This is a genomic window from Empedobacter sp. UBA7248 (assembly GCF_002472945.1).
Lineage (GTDB): Bacteria > Bacteroidota > Bacteroidia > Flavobacteriales > Weeksellaceae > Empedobacter > Empedobacter falsenii_C.
The window spans coordinates 223,756-248,367 of record NZ_DKSU01000009.1; the positions used below are offsets into that span (position 1 = coordinate 223,756).

At 31.6% G+C, this 24,612-nt stretch carries 24 protein-coding genes; 15 read left to right on the forward strand and 9 right to left on the reverse strand.

The window, feature by feature from the left end:
• Positions 1-43: 43 nt before the first annotated feature.
• Positions 44-259, forward strand: coding sequence for a hypothetical protein (locus tag B4A23_RS10900; protein WP_291119873.1), 216 nt, complete (start codon positions 44-46; stop codon positions 257-259).
• A gap of 42 nt (positions 260-301) precedes the next feature.
• Here B4A23_RS10900 and B4A23_RS10905 read toward each other — a convergent pair whose 3' ends face one another.
• The 4 genes from B4A23_RS10905 to B4A23_RS10920 form a co-directional block, all read right to left on the reverse strand.
• Positions 302-433 carry a hypothetical protein gene (locus B4A23_RS10905; RefSeq protein WP_257468234.1) on the reverse strand — a complete coding sequence of 44 codons (132 nt, stop codon included), beginning with the start codon at positions 431-433 and terminating at the stop codon, positions 302-304.
• 85 nt (positions 434-518) lie between these two features.
• Positions 519-2,804 (reverse strand): GH92 family glycosyl hydrolase, encoded by a 2,286-nt coding sequence (locus tag B4A23_RS10910; RefSeq protein WP_291119876.1) that lies wholly within the window; start codon positions 2,802-2,804, stop codon positions 519-521.
• Positions 2,805-2,893: 89 nt separating this feature from the next.
• A complete protein-coding gene (locus B4A23_RS10915) occupies positions 2,894-3,550 on the reverse strand; it encodes a 3-oxoacid CoA-transferase subunit B (protein WP_291119877.1) in 657 nt (218 codons plus the stop codon).
• A 6-nt stretch (positions 3,551-3,556) separates the two neighbouring features.
• A complete protein-coding gene (locus tag B4A23_RS10920) occupies positions 3,557-4,270 on the reverse strand; it encodes a CoA transferase subunit A (protein ID WP_038331757.1) in 714 nt (237 codons plus the stop codon).
• A gap of 149 nt (positions 4,271-4,419) precedes the next feature.
• Here B4A23_RS10920 and B4A23_RS10925 point away from each other — a divergent pair, with 149 nt between their 5' ends.
• Genes B4A23_RS10925 through B4A23_RS10960 form a run of 8 tightly spaced genes read left to right on the forward strand, consistent with a single transcriptional unit; the run spans position 4,420 to position 10,372 of the window.
• Positions 4,420-5,055 carry a hypothetical protein gene (locus tag B4A23_RS10925; protein ID WP_286485752.1) on the forward strand — a complete coding sequence of 212 codons (636 nt, stop codon included), beginning with the start codon at positions 4,420-4,422 and terminating at the stop codon, positions 5,053-5,055.
• A gap of 20 nt (positions 5,056-5,075) precedes the next feature.
• Complete coding sequence (locus B4A23_RS10930; RefSeq protein WP_115002068.1) at positions 5,076-5,816, forward strand: intradiol ring-cleavage dioxygenase; 741 nt, start codon at positions 5,076-5,078, stop codon at positions 5,814-5,816.
• Positions 5,817-5,822: 6 nt separating this feature from the next.
• On the forward strand, positions 5,823-6,629 hold the full coding sequence (locus tag B4A23_RS10935; RefSeq protein WP_291119879.1) for an intradiol ring-cleavage dioxygenase: 807 nt from the start codon (positions 5,823-5,825) through the stop codon (positions 6,627-6,629).
• On the forward strand, positions 6,616-7,128 hold the full coding sequence (locus B4A23_RS10940; protein WP_291119882.1) for a hypothetical protein: 513 nt from the start codon (positions 6,616-6,618) through the stop codon (positions 7,126-7,128). Before B4A23_RS10935 ends, B4A23_RS10940 begins: the two co-directional genes overlap by 14 nt.
• Entirely contained in the window at positions 7,121-8,161 is a 1,041-nt protein-coding gene (locus B4A23_RS10945) for a sensor histidine kinase (protein ID WP_291119884.1), read from the forward strand. Before B4A23_RS10940 ends, B4A23_RS10945 begins: the two co-directional genes overlap by 8 nt.
• Entirely contained in the window at positions 8,154-8,840 is a 687-nt protein-coding gene (locus tag B4A23_RS10950) for a LytR/AlgR family response regulator transcription factor (protein ID WP_286501117.1), read from the forward strand. Before B4A23_RS10945 ends, B4A23_RS10950 begins: the two co-directional genes overlap by 8 nt.
• Positions 8,841-8,852: 12 nt before the next feature.
• Positions 8,853-9,764 carry a hypothetical protein gene (locus tag B4A23_RS10955; protein WP_291119889.1) on the forward strand — a complete coding sequence of 304 codons (912 nt, stop codon included), beginning with the start codon at positions 8,853-8,855 and terminating at the stop codon, positions 9,762-9,764.
• The gene (locus tag B4A23_RS10960; RefSeq protein WP_291119892.1) at positions 9,764-10,372 is read left to right on the forward strand and encodes a class I SAM-dependent methyltransferase; all 609 of its coding nucleotides are present in this window, start codon (positions 9,764-9,766) and stop codon (positions 10,370-10,372) included. The genes B4A23_RS10955 and B4A23_RS10960 overlap by 1 nt, the downstream gene beginning before the upstream one ends.
• Before the next feature lie 34 nt (positions 10,373-10,406).
• Here the strand turns inward: B4A23_RS10960 and B4A23_RS10965 are convergent, their stop codons facing one another.
• From B4A23_RS10965 to B4A23_RS10975, 3 genes are all read right to left on the reverse strand, one after another.
• On the reverse strand, positions 10,407-11,162 hold the full coding sequence (locus B4A23_RS10965) for an acyl-CoA desaturase (RefSeq protein WP_038331764.1): 756 nt from the start codon (positions 11,160-11,162) through the stop codon (positions 10,407-10,409).
• 203 nt (positions 11,163-11,365) lie between these two features.
• A complete protein-coding gene (locus B4A23_RS10970) occupies positions 11,366-12,451 on the reverse strand; it encodes an NAD(P)-binding domain-containing protein (protein ID WP_291119895.1) in 1,086 nt (361 codons plus the stop codon).
• Positions 12,452-12,500: 49 nt separating this feature from the next.
• The gene (locus B4A23_RS10975) at positions 12,501-13,346 is read right to left on the reverse strand and encodes a hypothetical protein (protein ID WP_291119898.1); all 846 of its coding nucleotides are present in this window, start codon (positions 13,344-13,346) and stop codon (positions 12,501-12,503) included.
• A 578-nt stretch (positions 13,347-13,924) separates the two neighbouring features.
• Between B4A23_RS10975 and B4A23_RS10980 the strand changes: the two genes are divergently transcribed.
• Together B4A23_RS10980 and B4A23_RS10985 are read left to right on the forward strand one after the other, a co-directional pair.
• Positions 13,925-14,611: a hypothetical protein gene (locus tag B4A23_RS10980; RefSeq protein WP_291119900.1), complete on the forward strand. Its 687-nt coding sequence runs from the start codon at positions 13,925-13,927 to the stop codon at positions 14,609-14,611.
• A gap of 43 nt (positions 14,612-14,654) precedes the next feature.
• Complete coding sequence (locus B4A23_RS10985) at positions 14,655-18,362, forward strand: carbohydrate binding domain-containing protein (RefSeq protein ID WP_291119903.1); 3,708 nt, start codon at positions 14,655-14,657, stop codon at positions 18,360-18,362.
• A gap of 61 nt (positions 18,363-18,423) precedes the next feature.
• Here the strand turns inward: B4A23_RS10985 and B4A23_RS10990 are convergent, their stop codons facing one another.
• Positions 18,424-19,890, reverse strand: coding sequence for a pyridoxal phosphate-dependent decarboxylase family protein (locus tag B4A23_RS10990; protein ID WP_291119906.1), 1,467 nt, complete (start codon positions 19,888-19,890; stop codon positions 18,424-18,426).
• A 29-nt stretch (positions 19,891-19,919) separates the two neighbouring features.
• Entirely contained in the window at positions 19,920-21,326 is a 1,407-nt protein-coding gene (locus tag B4A23_RS10995) for an MFS transporter (RefSeq protein WP_291119909.1), read from the reverse strand.
• Positions 21,327-21,445: 119 nt separating this feature from the next.
• Here B4A23_RS10995 and B4A23_RS11000 point away from each other — a divergent pair, with 119 nt between their 5' ends.
• The 4 genes from B4A23_RS11000 to B4A23_RS11015 all read left to right on the forward strand — a co-directional run bounded on the left by B4A23_RS11000 (position 21,446) and on the right by B4A23_RS11015 (position 24,586).
• Entirely contained in the window at positions 21,446-21,784 is a 339-nt protein-coding gene (locus tag B4A23_RS11000; protein ID WP_291119912.1) for a winged helix-turn-helix transcriptional regulator, read from the forward strand.
• A gap of 348 nt (positions 21,785-22,132) precedes the next feature.
• Positions 22,133-22,723 (forward strand): porin family protein, encoded by a 591-nt coding sequence (locus B4A23_RS11005; RefSeq protein ID WP_291119915.1) that lies wholly within the window; start codon positions 22,133-22,135, stop codon positions 22,721-22,723.
• Positions 22,724-22,802: 79 nt separating this feature from the next.
• A complete protein-coding gene (locus B4A23_RS11010) occupies positions 22,803-23,846 on the forward strand; it encodes a sensor histidine kinase (protein WP_291119917.1) in 1,044 nt (347 codons plus the stop codon).
• Positions 23,834-24,586 (forward strand): LytR/AlgR family response regulator transcription factor, encoded by a 753-nt coding sequence (locus B4A23_RS11015; protein WP_414647083.1) that lies wholly within the window; start codon positions 23,834-23,836, stop codon positions 24,584-24,586. Before B4A23_RS11010 ends, B4A23_RS11015 begins: the two co-directional genes overlap by 13 nt.
• Positions 24,587-24,612 lie beyond the last annotated feature (26 nt).

Sequence of the window (24,612 nt, forward strand, 5' to 3'; positions counted from 1 at the left end):
GTTTGATAATTGTTAGTATGTCTAAAACTAAATATAAAAAGCTATGAAAATTTTAGACGCATTAACAAAAAATCAAACCGAGAAAGGAACTAAAATAAGTCTTTTAACAACTGCTGCTACAACAGGTGTGACTGTAGCTAAATTTTTAGGAAAACGTTCTATTTATGGAATAATTGGAGGAATCGCTGTGACGTTAGCTGCAGATTATATTCGAAAAAAATACGAGAAGAAAGTTGAAGCAGAGAATGAAACTATTTAAGATAAATAAAAAACCACTTCTAATGAAGTGGTTTTTTTATATTTAATTTTTTGCGTTATTGCGACGTTTTTTCTTTAAACGATTCGTTTGAACTAATTGTTTATGTTTTGGATCTTTTAATTTATCCACTAAAACTTGTAAATGATTTTCTTCTTTTTTTGCCTTTTTAGCCATTTTTCTTGGTTTTAAATTTGATTTAAATTAATCATTATTCCTCAAGTAGTCAAACTTATTTGTTTAATTATAAAATATTTAACGTTTATTTTTTAGGTTTATCACTCATGTAGAACGTGATTTTTCCGCCATTTACAATATCAAAATGATTCAAATTAAAAGATGAATAAGTTTTTCCATTCAACTCAATTTTCTGGATGTAAACATTCTTCTTCGATTGATTTTTAACGTCAATTTCAAATTGTTTTCCATTTTCCAAATTCAATATAGCATGATCTACTAAAGGACTTCCAATTCCGTAATCAGTCGATCCTTGTTGAACCGGATAAAAACCTAATGCACTAAAAATATACCAAGCACTCATTTGTCCCGTATCATCATTTCCGCCCAAACCATCTGGTGTTGGCTTGTATTGCATATCCAAAATCATTCTGATTTTTTCTTGTGTTTTCCACGCTTGTCCAGCCCAATTATACAAATACGCAACATGGTGTGCCGGCTCATTTCCATGAACATAACCACCAATTATACCTTCACGCGTAATGTCTTCTGTATCCGCAAAATATTCGTCAGGTAAATGCATCGTAAATAATTCGTCCAATTTCGCTCCAAACTTCTTTTTTCCGCCCATAGCTTCAATTAGTCCATTTGGATTTTGAGGAACGAAAAAGCTGAAATTCCACGAATTTCCTTCAATAAAACCTTGTCCATGTGTATTCAACGGATCAAATTCTTTTTTGAAACTTCCATCTGTTAATCGAGGACGCATAAATCCAACCGAAGCATCGTAATTGTTTTTCCAATTCTCAGAACGCTTCATAAATGTTTCATAGACATCCATTCGATTCAATTTTTTAGCAGCTTGAGCAATCGACCAATCATCGAAAGCATATTCTAACGTATTCGAGATTGAAGTTCCATTTTTCTCGGCTGGAATATAACCTTTGTCGATATAATCGCCAATTCCTTCATAATCACGCTTATTTGCTGTGACAATACACGCATCCAAAGCAGCATTTGCATCTCCATTATAAATTCCTTTTACAATTGCATCTGCGATTACTGTAACCGAATGATAACCGCTCATACACCAGTTTTCGTTGGCGTAATGCGACCAAATTGGCAACATTTTGATTGGATTTTGCTCATAATGTTTCATCATCGATTTTACCATATCATTGTTGCGTTTTGGCTGAATGATATTGAACAACGGATGCAGTGCACGATAGGTATCCCAAAGCGAAAAAGTGGTGTAATTTGTAAAATCTTTGGCTTGATGAATTTCTTGATCCAAACCTTTGTATTGCCCATTCACATCCATATAAGTTGTTGGATTGATGAAGGTGTGATACATCGCTGTGTAGAAATTTATTTTATCATTTTCTGACGCTTTGATCTGAATTCGATTCAATTCTTTGTTCCAATTTTTCTTTGCTTCATTGCGCACTTGTTCAAAATTCCAATGTGGAATTTCTGTTGTCAAATTTTCTAACGCATTAGTTTGACTAACTGGAGAAATTGCAAATTTTATTTTTACTTTTTCATCTTTTTCTGTATCAAAGTCAAAATACATTTTGATCTTTTTTCCTTCAATTAAAGGAAAATTCTGCGTTTCGTTCCATTTTCTCCAAAAACCTTTGTAATCAACTTGACCATCTTCATTTTTCTGACCATAATTTTTGAATGGTTTCGAAAAAGTCATCGCAAAATAAACCGTTCTATTTCTTGCCCAACCACGTGTTTGTCGATAACCTGTAATCAACGTATCATTCACCACGTGAACATATGTCCATGTATTTTTGTCATCGTAATTATAAATTCCAGCATTCAAATCCAAAATAATATGTGAATCAATCGATTTTGGAAATGTATATTGATGAAAACCAACTCGAGTAGAAGCGGTCATTTCTGCCCAAATATTGTAATCATCCAATTTCACTTTGTAATATCCCGCTTCGGCAGTTTCGTTTTGATGCGAAAATCGAGAACGATAACCACTCTCAGGATTTTGAGCAGTTCCGGGATTCAGTTTTAATTTTCCAACGGTTGGCATAATCAAAAAATCGCCCAAATCAGAATGTCCTGTTCCATTGAAATGTGTATGACTAAATCCTGTTATTGTTTTATCTTCAAAACGATAACCCGCACAATAATCATAAACTTTTGGATTGTATTTGTGATTGACAGCATAAGGAATAGAATCCGTTTCAGGACTTAATTGTACAGCGCCAAAAGGAACAGTTGCGCCAGGGAAAGTGTGCCCCATTTTTTCTGTTCCAATCATAGGATTGACGTATTTCACTAAATTCTGTTGCTGCGCAAAAGCAAGAGTATTGAATGAAAGTAGAGCGATTACTAATTTTGTTTGCATCGATTTTTAAGTATTAATTTGAATAAAGTTAAAGAAATCGAGCATAAAAAAAGGAAAGCTTTTCAACTTTCCTTTCAAAATCATTATTTTTATAAAACCATTTCCGGAATTTCTCCTTCAATAATTAATTTTCCTTCTGTTGCATTTTTGATGTCTTCCACAGAAATTCCAGGTGCTCGCTCCAATAATTTGAAACCACCTTCTGGTAAAATTTCTAAAACAGCCAATTCTGTTACGATTTTTTTGACACATTTTATTCCTGTTAAAGGAAGTGTACATTCTTTTAGAAGTTTAGATTCTCCTGCTTTGTTCACATGTTGCATTGCTACAATAATATTATCAGCCGAAGCAACCAAATCCATTGCGCCGCCCATTCCTTTCACCATTTTTCCAGGAATTTTCCAGTTGGCAATATCACCATTTTCCGAAACTTCCATTGCACCAAGAATTGTTAAATTGATTTTTCGTGCGCGAATCATTCCAAAACTCATCGCCGAATCAAAGAAAACTGAACCAGGTAAAGTTGTAATCGTTTGTTTACCTGCATTGATAAAATCAGGGTTTTCTTCACCTTCGATAGGGAAAGGTCCCATTCCTAACAATCCGTTCTCTGATTGTAAAACAACATTTACATTTTCGGGAATATAATTGGCAACCAACGTCGGAATTCCAATCCCTAAATTCACATAAAATCCGTCTTGTACTTCTTTTGCAATACGTTTTGCAATTCCATTTTTATCTAACATTTTTTCTTATGATTTAGGTTGAACAGTTCTATTTTCGATTCGTTTCTCGTATTTCGCACCTTGAATAATTCGATTTACATAAACACCAGGCGTATGAATTTGATTTGGATCTAATTCTCCAATTTCTACCAATTCTTCCACTTCGGCAATTGTAATTTTTCCGCACATAGCAGCTGGATGATTGAAATTTGCTGTTGCACCGCGGAAAACTAAATTCCCTGCAGTATCACCTTTCCACGCTTTTACAATTGCAAAATCAGGCTCGAAAGCATATTCTAACAAATATTCTTTTTCGATTCCGTGAAACGTAAATTTTCTGATTTCTTTACCTTCAGCAACTTCAGTTCCAACTCCAGCAGGTGTAAAAATTGCAGGCATTCCATAACCAGCAGCCATCAAACGAGTAGCTAAAGTTCCTTGCGGAATCAATTCAACTTCTAATTCACCCGAAAGCATTTGACGTTCAAATTCTGCATTTTCTCCAACATAAGAAGAAATCATTTTTTTGATTTGTCGTCCTTGTAATAATAATCCCAAACCAAAATCATCAACACCAGCATTATTACTGATACACGTAAGATTATTGATTTTTTTGTCCACTAAACCTTGAATAAGATTTTCGGGAATTCCAGAAAGTCCAAAGCCTCCAACAGCCAGCGTCATTCCGCTTTCGACACCTTGCAGTGCTTCTTCGATGCTGTTTACTTTTTTGTTTATCATTTTTGTTGTGTTTGATCGTATAAATTCTATTGCTAAAGATAAATAAAATCGAATCATAATTCAATTAACCTACAAAAATCTTGGGTTAACCTCTAAAATTTAGTCGAATTAACATGATAAATTACATTTGTTTCAAGATAATATGAAGTATGATAAAGTTGTGTAAAGCCGAGAATCGAAATTTATTTGAGAATAAATATATCAGAATTAATGCATTAAATGATGATAATTCTATTTCTGATTTTGCTTTTATTGATGATGTTGCTGTGAACGGTCAAGGTACTTATCAAAAAGTAATTAAAGAAAGTGGTTATTTGATTTTGTTGCCTTTGTTGAACAATATTCGCTTGAATATGAATGGTTTTAATTGGAAAATTGAAGTAAATCAATCGTTTATTTATTATTTAGAAAAAGGAACCATTATCGATATCGAAGGTGAGTACAGCAACGATTATTCGTATTTCTATTCGTTGTTTTTGGTAAAAGAAAAACAGCAAATTGCTAAAATGATTGTTCCAATTGATTTTGAACGAGAAAATAGATTAGAGAAAATTATTCGCCATGATTTGTTTAATGTCTTTTTAGGAAAATTTGATTTGAGAAGAGAATCAGAAATACCAATGAAAAAAGTTGAAAGAAGTTGGTTAGTTATTTCTTTAACAGGGATTTTTGAGATTCATAATCGTTTAATTGAATCGAGAGATTTATTGGAGATTAAGTCAGATGAACACGTCGAATTTGAATCGTTGAGCGAAAATTCTTTGTTAATGGTAATTGATTACTAATGCTAAAAATACATAACAAAATGGAAAGAAAAGATTTTATCAAAAATAGTTTGGGTTTATTGGGCGCAAGTTTAATTGTTCCGAAAGTTATATCGTCTTGTTCGAGCGATGATGCAATAAATGATGTTTCGACTTCAACAACAGAAGGTGGAACAAATCAATCGTGTACCGTTTGGCCAACCGAAACAGAAGGCCCTTTTCCGACAAAAACTCCGTCGAGTTATATGAGAAGTGATGTAAAAGGCGACCGAACGGGTGTTGATGCGACGATAGAGATTGTGGTACAAAATGCGAGTAACAATTGTTCTGCTGTAGAAGGAATTATCGTTGATATTTGGCATTGCGACAAAGATGGAAATTATTCTCAATATGGAGGAACGCAAATGCAACAAACCAATTATCAATCCTATAATTTCTTGAGAGGTAGACAAATCACCGATTCTGAAGGGAAAGTAAAATTTACAAGTATTTTCCCAGGATGGTATTCAGGTCGTGCAACGCATATTCATGTACACATTTACAACGCAAATGGTGTTTCGATAAAAGTGACGCAAATTGCTTTTCCAGAAGGTACAAGTAGTGCAGTTGCAACGGTAAATTCGGCTTCGTCTTATGGTTATACAAAAGGCTTGACGGGTTATACATATAATGCAAAGGATAATGTTTTTAGTGATGATAAAGAAGGGTTGCAAATAGCAACTGTTTCAGGAAGTTTGAGTGCTGGATACACCATTTCATCCAATATTAAAGTTTCAATTTAAAAGAAAATGGAAAGAAAAGATTTTATAAAAAATAGTTTAGGATTATTAGGAGCAAGTTTAATTGTTCCAAAAGTGTTGATGAGTTGCAAAGACTCTAATGTTGTAAATGATTGTGAAGTATGGGCCTCTGAAACAGAAGGTCCATTTCCTACAAAAAAGCCAGAAGATTTTTTATCTAAAAATATAAAAGGCGATCGAACAGGAGTAGAGGCGACAATCAAAATTAATGTAACCAATGTTGATTATAGCTGCCAACCATTAATAGGCTCGATTGTTGATATTTGGCATTGTGATAAAGATGGAAATTATTCGCAATATGGCGGAATGCGTATGCAACCAACCGACTATAAATCGTATAAATTTTTGAGAGGTAGACAAGTAACCGATGAAAATGGAAATGTTGAATTCAATTCTATTTTTCCTGGTTGGTACGAAAGCCGCGCAACGCATATCCATGTTCATATTTACGATCAAAAAGGAAAATCATTAAAAGTGACTCAAATTGCTTTTCCAGAAGGTGAAAATTCTGTTGTAGAAATTGTAAATTCAGCCAAAGAATATGGTTATACAAAAGGTTTGAATGGTTATACGTACAATGAGAATGACAATGTTTTTTCGGATGATACAGAGGGAAATCAATTGGCAAAAGTGAACGGAAGTTTAGAAAAAGGCTATACAATTGAAGCAAATATTGTAATTTCTACAGAGAATATAGAGGAAGCAAAAGAGCCGATGGGCGGAGGGCCAGGAATGCCACCACCTCCAGATGGAATGCCTCCTTTTGATAGAAAACCAAAAGATGAAAACAATTAAAAAAGTTCAGTTTGCTTATCGTTTAGTGATTGATGCTTCGACAACGTCAATTTGGGAGAAATATGTTTTTGATGCGACGTACAAAGAGTATTATTTGCAAGAGCAGCTTTTTCAGCAAGAAACGAATAAAGTAGAAACTTTTCGAGAATTGTTGCGCCAAAATAAAAAAGCAGCGCAACTGCATTATTTGGTAGGAATGGCGGCTATTCCGTATATCGAACAATTGGAAGGAAATTTGTATCAAATCACAGATAATTTGAACAAAACCCACCTTAATTTTGTAGATTTCGAGTTGGATATTATAAATTCATCTAATCAAAATCATGCAAATCACAAGGTTGCGCTTACATTTTATACCAAACAATATTTCTATTTTGGAGAAGTGAACAATCATTATTTAATTTCTTTGGATGAAGAGTTAAATGAAAATATAAAAACGTTGATGATTCCAAATAGACAGCATTTTTCTATTGTTTCAATTGAATTAGAAGATGAATAAAGTAAAAATTACAAAGAGAGAAATCGTTATTTTCAGCATAGTTTCAATCATATTTCTGTTGATTCCTTTTATTGCTGCGCCAAATTTTTCGAGCGATCAATCCATTTTCAAAACTGGTTTTTTCAAGCGAATGCTTTTCGAAAATATCTTGTTGTTAGTGTTCTTTTTGGTGAATTATTTTGTGTTAATTCCAAAATTATATTTTCAGAAACGTTATTTTTTCTACATCATTATTCTTATCATTTTCTTTTTTGTGGTGTATAAATTTCCAGAATGGGCGTTTCATTTCAATAAAATGCCTCCTAAAAAGCCACCTTTTAATCGTTTTGAACCTCGAAAACCGCCTCGCGATTTTATGATGTGGAGTCCGAAAATTATTATGTTTTCGATGATGGCGATTGTTTCGCTTTTTATTCGTCAGAATAAACGTTTTCAGGAAATGAAAAATGAGAAACAATTGTCGGAAATTGCTTATTTAAGAGCACAAATTAATCCTCATTTTTTGTTCAATACGTTGAATAATATTTATGCTTTAACGCTTCAAAAATCTGATTCTGCTTCGGATGCGGTGATGAAATTATCTAAAATGATGCGATTTGTGGTATCGGATTCTTCCAAAGATTTTGTGCCGTTGCAACAAGATTTAGATTATATCAAGAATTATATTGAGTTGCAAAAATTAAGATTAACGAATAAAGAATCTATTATTTTTGAGGTTGAAGGAAATCCTGCGGATTTAAGAATTTCGCCATTAATTTTAATTAATTTTATCGAAAATGCATTCAAATATGGTGTGATTGATGAAGCCTCGGATCCTGTTATTATTTCGATAAAAGTTGAGCAACAAACATTATTTTTAAACGTTGAAAATACCATTTCGAAAGAGGTAAATCCTGAAACAGAAAAAAGTGAAATTGGTTTGAAAAACACGAAAAAGAGATTAGATTATTTTTATACAAATCATTATAAGTTAGCTATTCATAATGATTTATCTAAATTTATTGTTGAACTAAAAATTTTCTTGAATGATTAAAGTAATTGCGATAGATGACGAACCGTTGGCATTGATGGTAATCGAAAATTATTGTTCGAGAAATGAACATGTTGAGTTAGTAAAAACCTTCTCCAATTTGAAAGATGCGCAGAAATATATCAATCAATTCCCAATCGATTTGATGTTTTTGGATATTCAAATTTCGCGTACAAATGGAATGGAATTTTACAAAAATATGGAGAAGAAAATTCCCGTTATCTTTACCACAGCTTTTGCGGAATATGCGGTTGATGGTTTCAATGTTGCGGCGATAGATTATTTGTTGAAGCCGATAGATTACGATAGATTTGAGGAAGCGGTGAATAAAGCGGTGCTGATTTTGGTGGATAAAAAACTGAATGAAGACAAAGAGTTTTTGACGATTCGAGCTGATTACAAATTGAATAAAATCGCTTACGACGAAATTGATTTTATCGAAGGTTTGGACGATTATGTTAAAATTCACCTCGAAAACGGCAAACGAATTACAGCTCGAATATCGATGAAATCTATTTTAGAAAAACTGCCTGATCAACTTTTTGTGCGTGTTCATCGATCTTATATCGTTTCGATAAAAAAAGTGAAATCAATTCAAAATAAAGTCTTATATTTGAAAGAAGAAGAAATTCCGATTGGCGAAACGTACAAAAATGTCATTCTAGAATTTTTCAAAGTTTAAAGATTAGAGGAAATGGGGAAAAAAGTGATTAGTCGATTTATCGTAAACATTTTTTTTTCCAATTTTTTTTTAATTCTACTTTCTATTGCGCTCAATATCGAGACGAATATCAAAATTGGTTTACCATTTAATTCGATTGCGTATTATGCTTTTATTAGCACCATTACTGTATTGTTTTATTTGTATGCTTACAGAATTCCGAAATATTTAAAATCTTCCAATAATCCAAGAACTCAGTTCTACATTACGCATCGTAAATTTGTTCATTTTTACACTTGTATTTTAGCTGTAATCGCATTAATTTCTGGAATTATTTTAGCGATAAATTGTTTACCGAATTACGAAATATTAACTTGGAAATGGTTGGCTGTTTTATTTTTTACGACAGTTTTATCCTTTGGTTATTATGATTTAAAATTAGGCATTTCGTTACGTAAAACAATGTTACTAAAACCGTTTTTAATTGGTTGGACTTGGGCGATTACAACCGTTTTTTTACCTGTTTTATTTTTGATGTTGAAGAATGAAACGCATTACATCATTGATGCAAAATTCTATTTTCTATTTTCTCAAACCTTCATGTATTGTGTTGTGAATGCGATTTTGTTTGATTTGAAAGATTATGAAGATGATAGCAACCGAAATTTAAAAACCTTTGTTGTAAAATATGGTTATCATTTTACGTTAAACCGCATTATTTTGCCCTTAATATTTTTAGGATTTTTGAGCTTTGTAATCTTCGGAATATGGTATGGATTACCGCTTCACCGCATTTTGTTTATGTTAATTCCGATTGTTTGTTTGGCTATTTTTGCCTTTAAACTCAATCGTCCAAAAGCCATTTTATATTATTTAATTGCGATCGATGGAATGATTTTATTGAAAGCAATTTGTGGAATTTTAAGCGTAATTTTATTCGAATAATGAACTATAATTTTATCGCGCCATATTATCATTCGTTAAGCCAGTTGATTTTTTTGAATCGTCAACATCAAGCTCATTTTGTCATTTTGAAACATTTGAAAGAGAATGATAAAATCTTGTGGGTTGGAGGAGGAGCTGGAAAATTTATCGCTGAAATAGAAAAATTAAATCTAAAATTGGAAATAGATTATGTTGATTTTTCTTCGAGAATGATTGATTTAGCCCAAAAAGAAAAAACGTCAAATTTAAATATCAATTTTATTGTTGCTGATATTTTTGATTTCGAAACGGATAAAAAATATGATGTAGTGATGACAACATTTTTGTTCGATCATTTTAATCAACCTAAAGCAGAAGAATTATTTAACCAATTAAATTCGTATTTGAAAGTAGGAGGATTGTGGTTTTATGTTGATTTTGTACAAAATCAGAAAGGTTGGCAAAAAAGTGTGACGAATGTAATGTTAAGCTTTTTTAGAATTGTTATTGGTTTGGATATTTCTCAGTTACCTAAAATGAAACAAAGTTTTCTGTCGTATTATGAAATCGTCGAACATAAACTCCTTTTCAAAAAGTATATAGAAAGTATCGTTTATCAGAAGAAATAAAAAAAGCGATTCAATTTATTGAATCGCTTTCATTTTACATATAATCGGTGTCTAATTTACCTTTTTTGAACTGAATGATATTCAGTTTATTCATTGCCCAAATGCATGGATACATAGGATCGAATTCCCATTTCTTAACCGCGAAATTAGGACGTCCACCAAATTTATGATGATTGTTATGCAAACATTCTCCCCACATTAACCAGTCAATCGGCATCAAGTTTGTCGAAGTATCCCCAACATCGTAATTACGGTAACCTAATTTGTGTGAAAACCAGTTGATGATTACACCATGTAGTGGACTCATTAAAACTTGCATTGGAATGAATACAAAATACGTCCAAAGTGGTGCATCAACAGCAACATAAATTAATATGTAAATGATTACCCAAGCTAAACGTACAGCATTATTTCCAGCAAATCTATCCCAAGAACGCCAAGAAGGAACACCTTTTTTGAATTTTTCTAAAACTTGTGTTTTATCGTGGTCAATTTCGTTGTAAACAATACGTGTTCTCCACATCATCGCAAAGAAATTTGGATCATATTGTGGCGAATGTGGATCCTTTTCTGTGTCTGCATACGCGTGATGATGTCTGTGCATAACCCCGTATGTGTAGGGACTTAGATAAGATGAACCTTGAAAAATCCACGCTAAAACGTGAAAGATTTTTTCCCAAGCTCTTGACATCGTAAACATTGCATGTGATGCATATCGGTGATGAAAAAAAGTTTGGAAAAATAAAGAAGCATACCAATGTATAACAAAGATAATGATTACTGCTGTCATTACTAATTTTAAATTTTTACAAATATAATCGTTAGGATTGTGAATTCCACTAATTAAAATCATAGAACTCATAAAATTATTGATTATTTATAATGAAAAAATTTAATTATAATCCGCTCTAATCAACTAAATTATCCATTTAGTATTAGGTTTTTACATGTAATTATTTAATACTAAATACGTTGATTAAATAAATGTTAAAGTTATAAACCTAAATAAGCAATTATTTCTCTTGCGACTGCTGCACCAGCTCTATTTGCACCAATTGTAGAGGCAGATGGTCCATATCCCGTTAAATGTATTCTTGGGTCTTTCGCAACTTGCGTAGCTAATTTTCCACTCATTTCGATTCCGCCTTTCTCATTTTGTAAATGAAGCGGTTCGAGATGATCTAAACTATGTCGAAAACCAGTATTCCAGAAGATTACATTAGCATTTAATACCGTTCCATCGTTCCATTTTACACCCGTTTCTGTAATTTCATCAAACATCGGTTTTCGATCTAAAACATCAGTATGTAACAAACTTTCGATTGCTGGCGTGATAGGTAAACCCGTAACAGACACCACCGATTGAGTAGGCAAGCCTTCTCTCACGCGTTTATCTACCATTGCTACGGCTTCTCGTCCTAATTCTTCGGTGAATTTGTTATCTCTAAAATCGGGCGGTCTTCTTGTTACCCAAGTTGTTTCGGTAACATTTGAGATTTCGCCTAATAATTGAACGGCAGAGATTCCACCTCCCACAATAATCACATGTTGTCCAATAAATTCTTGGGCATTTTTATATTGATTGGTATGCAATTGCCTTCCTTCAAACTTTTCGATTCCAGGATAATGAGGAATATTAGGCGTTTTCCATGTTCCTGTTGCATTTACAATTCCTCTTGCACTAAATTGAACACCATTTGTTCTGATAAGAAATCGACCATTATTTTCTTCTACTTTATCAACGCGCAATGGTCTAATAATGGGAAAATCATATTCTTTTTCATACTTTTCGTAATAAGTAGGAACCGCTTTATTCGCTTGCAATTCCTTGTCTTGTATATGTACAGCTTCGGCAAAAGTCAAGCCTGGTAAATCATTAATTCCATTCACCGTGCTCAATGTCAACGAATCCCATCTATGTTGCCAAGCACCGCCAGCATGTGGTTCGTCATCTAAAATCACAAAACCTTTTCCAGGTTTTATTCCTCTTTTTTTGAGATGATAGGCCGCAGACAAACCAGCTTGTCCAGCTCCAATCACAACGATATCAACTTTGTAAAATATTTCTGAATGATTCATTATATAAAGCTAATCAAAACTATTTGTAAATTTATGTGAAGAAATGGTTTTATTTGGGTTTCTTCTGAATGCGATATGTAAATTGAGAGACCTTAAACCCCCAAAGTTTTAGGGTTTGAATTGCTTGTAAATGATTATCTTTTTCTTTTACAATTAATTGATCGGTAAACGAAGAAATAAATTGTGCCCAATAATTGTGTTTAGCATCATTCAATAAAAAGTAGAAACCAGCATCGCCAAATTGTTTTCCACTCGAATATAAAATCAATTCATTTTCAAGACTAACGCTTGGTTTCATAATTACCGTTGCATTGCCTTTTGGTAAAGGAAAAACAGCTTTGATACAGATTTTACCAGAAGGAAGTGTACAGGTTCCGTAAATTCCCGAATAAATCACTTTACCTGAAGTTTTGAATTTTCTCAACCAAATGGTGTAAATAGTTTTATTGTTTTGCGGATGATTTAGCGTAATAATTTCACTTACCAAATCTTCGGATTGCGCAATATTTTTTGTCGGAATATTTAATTGATTAATCCGTTGACTAAATAAACGGTTGACCAAATAACCAAAAAATGAAAAATAAGGATTCCATTTTACATTGAATTCTAAATCGTAATTTGCCGTAGTTTCATAAAAATCAATTACTTTTTTTGATAGATTTTCGAGTTGATAATCTATTAAATTTAATTCTTGAATAGAACTTAATAATCCTTTTGAAGTTGAATTTCGAGCGATAATTAAATTCTCTTTTTTCGCTAATTGATACATAAACTCTTCACCAATTCCGTTCAATTCACCGAAAGGAGCAATCAACCACGGATAATTAGTTGGATTAATTTTTCTTCCCCAAAGAATCACCCATTGTTGTGTAAACCAATCCTGAAATTTTTGCATTGTAAAATGCTAAATTCATCTATGCAAAATACTATTTTAAAAATGAAAAGGTAAAGTTGTTATTAAAAATTTTGAAATATAATGTTCTGTTTACTTAGCTGAGTTAGTTTTTATATTTTAATCATTACTTATAAAACAATTAGAAACTTCTAATCTAACTGAGAATAATTTGTACTCAGCTAAAGTACAAACGGGATACTTTATAAATAGAAAACGTATTCAACTTAAGACCTTATTTACTAATCATATAAAAATAATCTGTTATTTCCAATTTATAGTTAATAAAAAAGGTTTTGTGAATGAAAATTTATGATATTTCTATTTTATTCATCTGAAATTTTATTTAATCCAAAAAAAATGAAGATTATATAATTTATTACAACAATACTATAAAGAGATAATAATCATACTGACTTAAGTCATTAAAAAATGATTATGTTTTTAAGTGTCTGTAAACTAGTTTTTTATTTTGTTAATAAAGGATTGGGGTATCGATGCATTTCTTTTTTTTTATAAATGACTATTTAAATATTTATTATACTTTATAATTTTAAGCTGGTTTAGTCAATAAAAAATTTATGAAAAAAGTTTTACTTGCTATTGCATTTGCTGCACCTACAGTATTTGTTTTAGCTCAGGTAGGTATTGGTACTAATGATCCTAAAGCGACATTAGATGTTACAGCAGTTAATTCAACAGGAACTTTAGAAACTGTAGAAGGTGTTTTAATTCCAAGAGTTGATAGAGAGAGAGCACAATCGATGCTTAATGTAGATAAGTCTACAATGGTTTTTATTAATAATATTAGTACAGGTTCTCAGACAGGTACAGCTGTTAATATAAATGCAGAAGGTTTTTATTATTTTGATGGCCTTGTTTGGGTTAAATTATCTTCTGGAAATGGGAATTCAGGATTCTTTTACATGCCTTCTATTGTATTACCTACAGTCGTAACAGACAGTAGAGTAGTAGATACATCAAATTTGTCATATACTTATGATAATACAACGTCTATTTTTACAGTAAAGTTACACGATTTGTATCAACAACAATTTAAAACTCCGATTGCAACTAGTACGACAAGCAATGGCCTTCAAGAGATTGTTTTAAAAGCAGATCATTATGAATATTTTGTAACATATGCAGATAAGACTGTTTTTACAGATATAAAAGTAGATGATAATGGAATTCTTACATACAAAGTAACGCCTAATGCTATTATTAGAAATGGTTCTTTTATGAATATTGTGCTAAAGGTTAAGTAGTTAACAGGGATTAATGATTCGTTGAATCTTTAGAAATTACAATATGAAATTAAATATAAAAAAGAATCTTATAGGTTTACTTGCATTGTTTGCATTGCAACAAACTAATGCTCAAGTAATATTTAAAGAAGATTTTGGACAATCAAATACTCGTAAATCATCTCCTTATGTACCACAAGCTGGTAATGATTTAAATTTACAAGTTTCACCTTATACATGTACACCTTATTATAGAGCTGCAACATCATATTACGTCGATGCAACAAGACCAACTTGTAAGGATAATCCTGTTGGAACTCCTACAAGTGGTTATGGGTTAACTAATTATAATGGATGGCTAAAAAATGTTAGTGATGGTTATTATGTTATAGTCGCACCAGCTAATTTGAAAGATGTATTTGATAATGGTACAGCTGGAACTGGGAGCTGGTGGTTAAGTGTTTCGGATCATACAGCTAATACAAATGGAGCTGTAATGGTTGTTAATGCTGGTACGATAAGAAATCAGTATTATCGTAGAGCTGTTAAACTAAAGTCTGGAACTACATACAAATTATCTGTATGGGTAATGGGTAATGGTAGTAGTGTATTTGACCTTAAAATGGAGGCGCAAAATATTCTTACAGAACAGCTTCTAGGTAGTAATTTAACTGGGAATAATCAAAAGACTTTGAAATTAAGTGAAGCTAATAAATGGGAACAGTTATTTTGGACTTTTACTACACCAACTGATCAAAATTGTAATACAGATATCGCTGTTTCTTTGAGGAATAACTATACGACGAATGAGACAGGTAATGATTTCTATATAGATGACATCGTTTTAGAAGAAGTTGTTGATCCTTCGGCTGATATAATAGATTGTAATCCACAAAATGGAGTTATCGATGATATTATCAAAGCGAATGATGATGCTTTCACAACCACATTAAAGGGAGGAGTATATTCAATCATTGGTAATGATTCGTATTCTAAAGTTGTAGGAAATATTGTTTTGAATGGAACAGGTAAAAATTCATCTATAATTCCATTGGGTATTTGGCCTACAGGTTATTCAATTGATACAAATGGACAATTAGTAATTGCAGCAAATGCTCCAGCATTAACTAATCCGTTAGAATATCAAATTACAAATTTGTTAGGCGTATCTTCAATTGCAAAAATTACAGTAAAACAGGATTTAGGTGTTCCTTTCTTAGGAAATGAAGATCGTTATTATTGGGATTCCTCTAAAGAGCAAGTTTATGATGTTTTATCTAATGATACTTATAATGGAGGTGAACCAGGAAGTGGATTTGTATTTTCTGGAAAAGATCAAAATATGACTATTTCGATGAAAGGTACTTGGCCATCTGGAATTACATTAAATTCTTTGGGTCAAATTGTAATTAATCAAGGTGTTAAAAAACCAGAATCTGCAATTTTCTATACTTTATGTAATATGAATGGTAATTGCCAAGATATACAAGTAACATTTTTGGGTGATGAAGGACCTTTTAATCCTGGAACAATAACTACAACAAGAAATACATGTTACGATGGATCAATAGAAGTTGTCAATGTAGAAAAAGCAAGTTATATAGCTTATTTAATGTCTTATAATTGGCAAGCTAGTGTAGATAATGGGGCTACATGGCAAGATTTTGGCGCTCTTTCTGAAAAAGAAGATCAAAAAGATCAGTCTATCGGTAATGTTATTATTCAAAAAGGAGATAAACTTATTATTAATGGTCTAAGAAAAGAGACTTTAGTAAGAAGACAAGCAAAAACAATTGGTTTAAATAGATATGCTTATACTTCACCAGTTTTAGTTACACCATCTGAAGAGAATACAATTACTCTACCTGATAATATCAATGCTTTTGCAGCAGAACAAGGAACAAGTTTTACTTTTCCTACTGTGTCAACAAAATTCCCTTCTACTATTACTATCTATGATTCAGAAGGAAAAGAAGTAGGAAATAAAATATCTAATTTGAAGAAGGGTGACTATTCGTTTACGATAAAAGCGACTACTACAGCGGAAGCTCCAATGGTTGGTTGCGAAACTTTTACATCAATACAATTAATTGTTTACGATTTAAAAGATTGTGATATTGTTAAGAAAAAGATTTTTGCAACAGATGTTAGAGATTGGAGTTCTGGATTAAGTGGTGTTGTTAATAAAGAAAAAGCAGTAAATGGAAACCGTGCTGATTATGCAACAATTACTGGAGGTGTTGTTATTTTAGGAATTGGTACTGTAGGTGTAGATTTATACTTTACAAAATTATCTGATCCAAATGATCCAAAATCTAAACGTGTTTTATATACGGCTGAAGAGTTAAAAGGAAAAAAAGTATCCATAAAATTAGGTGAACAATATTCTGGACTTAAAGTCGCTGGAGGTTTATCGGTAGTAGGGCGATATACTAGTGCTACTGATCCAAATGATATTGGATTAACAAGCGGTATCCCAATAGGTATTACAAATGAAAATGCAGGAACGTCGTTTGGTGTAAAAGGAGGTGTATTAGATTTATTGAAAGGAGATAATGTATTCGATTTTTCTTTTATTCCTGCCAAAAGCAACGGTACTCATGTAGCTTATAATGGGGTTCGTGTACAATTAGGTTCTTTACTTTCTGTAGCTGATTTGGCTACTGTCTTCCATGCATATATAGAAGAAGAGGAACTTGTAACAGATCCAAATTATAAACCGCTAGGGGATATTACTGTCAACCCACCTTCATCATTACTTTATCCAATAGTACAAAAAGATATAGATGGAACAGATTTAACAGATATCAAAAATGTAGATATTAAGTTGAATGAATTTACACATGATGTCACTTGGGGTAACCGTTCAGAAGTGTTGAATGTTGCAAGTGGTTTATCTTCTGTAGTACATCCTTATTATGCTGTAGATGATAATTATGATAGTTATACCTTATTTAATGCAACGGCAGGGGTGTTGAATCAACAATTTTTACGCACACATTTGAGACAAGCTGCTCGACCTGGAGATCAAATTCAAGTAACATTGGCTTATCCAAATATTAATGTCTTAAACTTGAGTTTATTGCAATTAGGAAATTTTAAAATTGTTTATTATTTAGGTGATACAAAAGTAGGAGAAGAGAATATGGAGAAATTTAGAATTTTAGATATAGGTTTGTTTAACTTTAAAAATAAACGTAGAGCTGTAATTTCTAAACCTATTACAATCCCATTCGATTCTTTTGAAATTCAGCAATTTAATACGGTTTCTGTAAACTTAGGAGATGGTTTACATGTTCATGATATTCGTGTTGCTCCAATGATGTTATTCGAAGGGCAAGAAGATTCGAAAGAAGTGACAAAAATTTGTGCAGCAGACTTTTTAGCGATTAAGAGTCCAGATTTTTGTACAGAATATGAGATTTCTTTTGCAAAAGTAGTTAAGTTTGGTGGTATTTATACGCTTCCTGACGAAGATGAGGACCCGGATAATAATTTACCTTTATTAGATAAAGATGGAAATCCAATCAAAGAAATTTTAGAGGTAGAAGATATTCTAAATTCTCAGTTAAAATATAGTCATTCAGGAGCAGCAGTTATGTATTATAATATAGATAGGTTATATACAGAATTCGAAAATGAAGGAATTATTCTTGTTAAAGTACAAACTAAACGACAAGGAGTAAATTATGGTAATCCACAATATTTAAGAGTAAAGCTTGAAAATTGTCAAGAAGCTTTAGTTAATCCAGTCATTAGATTATCTAATTAAATTTAAAAATTGATCATAAAAAATCCAGACATATCGTCTGGATTTTTTTAAAATATTTGGTTTAGAAATCGTCAGAAAAATAGTTCAGACATTTATCTATAATTATTTCGTGATTCATTATTTTTTTTGTAGAGATTGCTTCCAAAATAACTTCTTTTATAATTTCCAAATCGGTTTCATTTGTACGCCAATTCACAAAAGCAGCACGAATTCCTTTTTTACCGTTATAAACAGTTGGTGTCATAAAAACTTTGCCCGAATCGTTTATTCTTGCTAAAAAATCGGCTACTTTTTTTTGATTTTCATCACCAATTAGAGAAAAACAAACAGTATTTAATCGTACAGGAGCTAAAAGCTCTAAACTATTATTTTCTTGAATAAATTGTCCAAACTGTTGGGTTAAATGAATTGAATTGTCAACAATGTCTTGATAGCCTTTTTTGCCATAAGCTTTTAAGGTAAACCAAGCAGGTAAAGCGCGCAAACGTCTCGAATTTTCGGGAAGATAATTTAAATAATTAAAATTATCCAAAGGATTTCCCAAATAAGGCGCATTTGAGTTTTGAAAAGTTTCTATTTGCAATAATTTATGTTGCTCTTTCACAAAGAAAAACGCATTATCATAAGGGACATTCAACCATTTGTGTCCGTCGACTGTGATGCTATCTGCATTTTCCCAATCGCGAACCAAATGTTTAAAATCGGAAGAGCAGGCTGCAAAAGCACCAAAAGCTGCATCGATATGCCACCAAAATTTATATTTTTCTCTGAGTTTTGTAATTGCTTCAAAATCATCAAAATCAACCGTGTTCACCGTTCCTGCACTCGAGATTAAAATGAAAGACTTTCCATTTAATTCTTGAATTTGTTGTTCTAAATCTGTTATATCAATCGCTTCTCGATTACTTTCAATGGTTTTAATTTTAACCAAATTATTACTACCAATTCCCAGCATCGACAAAGATTTGATCGAAGAAGAATGTGGAGTTGCAGACAAAATAGTTACTTTCTCAGAGATTCCTTCTTTCGCAAAATCTTTCCCTAATTGCTTTCCAAACCATTGTCTCGCCATAGCTAAGCAAGTGAAATTGGACATTGTAGCACCTGTTACAAATCCTCCCAAAAAATCTTTTGGTAAAGAAAATAAATCTAATAACAATTGAATCGTTTCAAATTCAATCTTCGCCGAAATATCACCCTGTCCCTTCGCAGCTTGCGTATTTTGATCGAAAACAGTAGCTAACCAATCACCTACAATCGCTGCTGGAGTAGAACCGCCTGTTACAAAACCCAAATATCGTGGTCCAGTAGAACTCACAATAATGGATTCAAAGCGTTGGATAAACTCATGCAATGAAGCTTCAGTACCTATTCCTTCTGTAGAAAGTTGATTGATTAGTTCAACTGAATTTTCTTTCAAAGAAGTTGGACGTTTATCGATGTTTTTCAAAAAATCTACACCATATTCTTTTGTAAGTTGTAGTAGAGCTTCTATGTTAGTAAGATCGTTTTGTAGGAAAGAATTCATTATCTGAAAATTTTATATGAAGTTAATTATTAATTGCTTTTTGTGGTAGTAAATAATCGATTAATCACATAACCGACTATAAAAAGTAAAATAATTGATGCTAAAGTCGAGTAGCCATAAGCACTTGAAATTTGAGAAAAATTTAAAAATAATTGATCTGAATGATTTAAATAAAAACCAACTATAAAGGCGATTCCTAGGCAAATGGACAATTGCTGAACAGTTAAATAAAGTGCAGAACCTACGCCGATTAAGGATTGATTGAGGTCGCGCAGTGCTAATGTCATTAATGAAGGCAAAACGGTTCCACAACCAAGACCATAAAAGAAAAATAAAAAATGAATTTGGTTTACATTGATTTCAGGTTGATCAAAAATTATTAAATGTGCTCCCAAGCCAATAATCATGATCGATAAGCCTATCAAAACAACTAATCTGCCTATTTTATTGACTAATCGACTTGCAATTACACTCGCAAACACATAGCCAATCCCTTGATAAACAAAAGCTATCCCAGTCATTGTTGGGGTAAATCCTCTAAAGTTTTGAAGGTAATTTGAATTGATAATAAAGTACGCATCTTGCACCATATAATAAGCCAAAGCAGCAAATAATCCGAGGTTAAAAACTTGATTTTGGAATAACGAAAAGTCGATAAAAGTTGGGGATTGTTGATGGAATAAAGTCTTTTGTTTTTTGATAAACAGAATCAATAATCCAATGGAAATGATTAACAGAACAATGTTCCACCAAGGCCATTGCAATTCTGGACCAACAATTAATGGATAAATGAGAAAGATAAGCAGTAAAAATACCTGAATCATTTCCTTAAACAAAATTTTTTGTTTGCTGTTGACAATATCCTTCGGAATCAAATAAAGTGTCATGATAATAGCTAAAATACCAATTGGAATATTAACCAAAAATATCAATCGCCAACTTTCTGCTATCCAATTTTGATCAGGTAAAATTCCGCCTAAAAACTGACCCAAAACAGATGCTAAACCAGCAAAACTTCCGTAAATACCAAGTGCCATTGTTCTTTTTTGTTGATTTTCAAACAAGATTGTTATTAAAGAAATACCTTGAGGAACCATTAAACCAGAACTTATACCTTGTAGTAATCTTCCTCCCAAAAGCATATAAATATTAGTAGAAATTCCACAAATTAATGAAGCTAAAGTAAACCCAATCATTCCTAATAGATACAATTTTTTCCGTCCAAAAGTAACTCCAGCATTTCCAGCACTAATCAGCAAACTGGCATAACCAATGATGTACAAAATGATGATCCATTGCGTTTTACTATTCGACAATTGCAGACTATGTTGTATACTTGGTAACGAAACATTGATGATGAAAAGGTCTAATACAAATAAAAAAATGCCGATGGAAAGGATAAATATTTTGAAAATCTCTTTTAGATTTAATTTCATTTTAGCTGATTTTAATGATTTAAAGGGTTAAATTTACTTTTGAAAAATCAACTAATCAAGTAGTTATAATTAATGAACTTAGTATCATTTTTTGTACTAATACACATTATGAAGTCTTTATGGAAGAAAAAAATCTAAAAAAATATACAAGCTGTTGCGATGTTAACGGAATTTTTAAAATAATTGGTGGAAAATGGAAGGCTTTAATTATTAAATCAATATCATCAGATTGTCCAAAACGATTTGGCGAGTTGCGTCGAGATATGGAAAATATGGCACAAACGACATTGACAATTCAATTGAGAGAACTAGAGCGTGACGGAATTATTTGTCGAAAAATATATGCCGAAACGCCTCCTCGTGTAGAATATAAATTGAGTGAAGTTGGTAAAACATTGCTTCCAATCCTAGATTTACTTGATGATTGGTGGATTGATTATAAGAAGAAAGAAATTTAGTAGTCTTTTGTATTAGAAATTATTAAAACTAATTTAACAAAAAGAAATGAGTAGGAAATCTAAATACTTCTATTGGAAAAAAGTGAGAAAATAAATTATATCCGAGGTAGAGAATACTCTCAAATAAATGCCTAGATCATTCAGATGCGATTCTGATATAAGCTTAGAATGACAAAATTTGCTTTTGAAAAGATTATTTGATTATTGAAAACAATTATAAAAAGTGACATTTTACTTTTATAAGCTTACATCATCCATATATCTATGGTAATCTACCATTCATCAAATTGAATTTTTACATCAAAAACTTCCTCGTTGTTTTGTCTCAGAAATATAAAAATTCGTATAATGAAAAAACAAATTGTTCTATTCGGTTTATTATTGTCTTGTATCTCATGTTCAATACATGTAAAAGCTCAGACATCATTACCAATCCATTTGGGTATAAAGGCTGGAGGAAATTTAACCAATATCTCTTCTACAGAAAGTTTTGAAGGAAAATACAGTTTTGGATATCAAGCTGGTGCAATGGCTAGATTAGATTTAGGAAGTGCTTATTTACAAGGAGAAACGTTGTTTAATAAAAGAAAAACTAGTTTTGAAGGAGGGACTGAAAGCTCGAAATTAAGTTGGAATTCTATTGATATTCCTGTCACAATAGGGTATAAAATTGTAAATACAAACGAATTTAATTTACGTGCTTTTACAGGCGGACTTTATAGTTATTCTTTCGGAAAAGAAATTACTGGAGCAGATGACATTAAACAAGCTTTTTCTAAATTTGATCAATCGTCTATTAGTTTAATCGCAGGATTAGGATTCGATATTCAACGATTATCGATTGACTTTAGCTACGAAAATAGTTTATCCAATGTGAGTAAAAACTTCAAATCAAAACCTAAAAGTTTTTCGATTGGAATTGGCTACTTTTTGTTTTAATTCGAATAACAATACTTAATTTTAGAAACTGCAATACCTATTGTGGTTTCTTTTATTTTTTTAATTTACTTTAAATACAATGAATTTTAAATTCTTTAAAAAACATCTTTTCATTACCATTTTCTGGATTGTATTGGGCATTACTCTTTGGCTTAACTTCCAAGCAAATGATTCAAAATACGATGCTTTACTACAAACGATTGCAATTTTATTTTATTCGATTATATTAACCTATTATCTCACAGAAAAATTACTTCCAAAAGCATTGCAAAAGAAGAAAATGAAACATTTTTTGATTCTTTCAATTTTCTTTATTTTAACATTGTCTATTTTTAATTCTTTTGTTTTTACCTATATCAGTGTTAGCTCAAAAGAACCTTTACCAGTTCATTTTTCTGATCACATTCCTATATTGTGGAAAGGATTTTATCTTTCTATACCTGCATCTTTATTAATAATTGGTACAGCTTGTGGCATTCGTTTTTATCAAGAACATGGAAGAATAGAGCGTGATCATATATTACTTCAACAAGATCATTTAGAAAATCAACTCAAATTATTACAAGATCAAGTCAATCCTCATGTGATGTTTAATATATTGAACCATATTCATATTTTATTAAAAAAAGATACCGAATTGGCTTCATTCTTACTACTCAAATTCTCGGATATTTTACGTTATCAACTTTATGAATGCAACAAAAACGAAGTCATATTAGAGAATGAAATTCAGTATTTAAAAGATTTGATTGATGTAGAAAAATTACGATGGGGAAGTGAAATTGATGTTTCCACTTCATTCGCTATAATGAATAAAAAAGCGATGATTGCTCCTTTGTTATTGGTTCCTTTTATAGAAAATGCTTTTAAATATGTAAGTAGAGTTCCCGATTATAAAGGGTTTATCAAAATAAATTGCAGCGAAAATAACAATCAAATTCATTTGAGTATCGAAAATACATATGCTAAAATTCCTATTCAATCTAAACATATAGGTGGAATTGGATTACAAAATGTAAAAAAGCGACTAAATTTAATTTATCCTGCAGCTCATCAATTAAATATTACAGAAAATGGACAATTATATAAAGTCGATTTAACGATTAATTTATCTTCAACATGACTACAACACCTCTAATTTCAAGAAAAATGAAATGTTTGATTATTGATGATGAACCTTTGGCTCGTCAGAATATCAAAGATATGGCAGAGCAAATTGATTTTCTAGAAATTATACAAACATGTTCAACAGCTCTAGAAGCAACTACATATGTTACAGAGAGCACAATTGATCTAATTTTCTTGGATATTAATATGCCTTATCTTTCTGGTCTCGAATTTTTGGAACAAATCGAAAATCCACCACTTTGTATTTTTACTACCGCTTATTCAGAATATGCGCTTGAAGGATTTCGATTGCAAGTCGTTGATTATTTACTCAAACCAATTGCATTCAACCGATTTTATCAAGCGGTTAATAAAGCTTATCAAACATTTGTACTTAACGAAAAAATAAAACATGGGACTATTGTCAATGATCCCTTTCTATATGTACGACAAGGAGATACTTTTACCAAAATTTCTTGGGTAGATATTTTATATGTAGAAAGTATGCAAAATTATGTAAAACTACATTTCAAAGATAAATCTATTCTAATTCACCAAACCATGAAAGTATTAGAAGAGTCTTTACCAATGAATCATTTTTTTCGCATACATAAATCTTTCTTAGTGAATGTAACACACATAGAAATAATTTCTGGAGGTCGAATTTATATTGGCAAACATGAACTTCCTATTTCTAGGAATAAAAAGGATGAGCTACTCAATCAAGTAGTCTATAAAAAATTAATTAGTAAATAAAAATAGCCTCAATAAATTTTGAGGCT

Coding starts and splice junctions, on each gene's coding strand:
- B4A23_RS10900 (WP_291119873.1), top strand. CDS start 44: ATGAAAATTTTAGACGCATTAACAAAAAATCAAACCGAGAAAGGAACT.
- B4A23_RS10905 (WP_257468234.1), bottom strand. CDS start 433: ATGGCTAAAAAGGCAAAAAAAGAAGAAAATCATTTACAAGTTTTAGTG.
- B4A23_RS10910 (WP_291119876.1), bottom strand. CDS start 2,804: ATGCAAACAAAATTAGTAATCGCTCTACTTTCATTCAATACTCTTGCT.
- B4A23_RS10915 (WP_291119877.1), bottom strand. CDS start 3,550: ATGTTAGATAAAAATGGAATTGCAAAACGTATTGCAAAAGAAGTACAA.
- B4A23_RS10920 (WP_038331757.1), bottom strand. CDS start 4,270: ATGATAAACAAAAAAGTAAACAGCATCGAAGAAGCACTGCAAGGTGTC.
- B4A23_RS10925 (WP_286485752.1), top strand. CDS start 4,420: ATGATAAAGTTGTGTAAAGCCGAGAATCGAAATTTATTTGAGAATAAA.
- B4A23_RS10930 (WP_115002068.1), top strand. CDS start 5,076: ATGGAAAGAAAAGATTTTATCAAAAATAGTTTGGGTTTATTGGGCGCA.
- B4A23_RS10935 (WP_291119879.1), top strand. CDS start 5,823: ATGGAAAGAAAAGATTTTATAAAAAATAGTTTAGGATTATTAGGAGCA.
- B4A23_RS10940 (WP_291119882.1), top strand. CDS start 6,616: ATGAAAACAATTAAAAAAGTTCAGTTTGCTTATCGTTTAGTGATTGAT.
- B4A23_RS10945 (WP_291119884.1), top strand. CDS start 7,121: ATGAATAAAGTAAAAATTACAAAGAGAGAAATCGTTATTTTCAGCATA.
- B4A23_RS10950 (WP_286501117.1), top strand. CDS start 8,154: ATGATTAAAGTAATTGCGATAGATGACGAACCGTTGGCATTGATGGTA.
- B4A23_RS10955 (WP_291119889.1), top strand. CDS start 8,853: ATGGGGAAAAAAGTGATTAGTCGATTTATCGTAAACATTTTTTTTTCC.
- B4A23_RS10960 (WP_291119892.1), top strand. CDS start 9,764: ATGAACTATAATTTTATCGCGCCATATTATCATTCGTTAAGCCAGTTG.
- B4A23_RS10965 (WP_038331764.1), bottom strand. CDS start 11,162: ATGACAGCAGTAATCATTATCTTTGTTATACATTGGTATGCTTCTTTA.
- B4A23_RS10970 (WP_291119895.1), bottom strand. CDS start 12,451: ATGAATCATTCAGAAATATTTTACAAAGTTGATATCGTTGTGATTGGA.
- B4A23_RS10975 (WP_291119898.1), bottom strand. CDS start 13,346: ATGCAAAAATTTCAGGATTGGTTTACACAACAATGGGTGATTCTTTGG.
- B4A23_RS10980 (WP_291119900.1), top strand. CDS start 13,925: ATGAAAAAAGTTTTACTTGCTATTGCATTTGCTGCACCTACAGTATTT.
- B4A23_RS10985 (WP_291119903.1), top strand. CDS start 14,655: ATGAAATTAAATATAAAAAAGAATCTTATAGGTTTACTTGCATTGTTT.
- B4A23_RS10990 (WP_291119906.1), bottom strand. CDS start 19,890: ATGAATTCTTTCCTACAAAACGATCTTACTAACATAGAAGCTCTACTA.
- B4A23_RS10995 (WP_291119909.1), bottom strand. CDS start 21,326: ATGAAATTAAATCTAAAAGAGATTTTCAAAATATTTATCCTTTCCATC.
- B4A23_RS11000 (WP_291119912.1), top strand. CDS start 21,446: ATGGAAGAAAAAAATCTAAAAAAATATACAAGCTGTTGCGATGTTAAC.
- B4A23_RS11005 (WP_291119915.1), top strand. CDS start 22,133: ATGAAAAAACAAATTGTTCTATTCGGTTTATTATTGTCTTGTATCTCA.
- B4A23_RS11010 (WP_291119917.1), top strand. CDS start 22,803: ATGAATTTTAAATTCTTTAAAAAACATCTTTTCATTACCATTTTCTGG.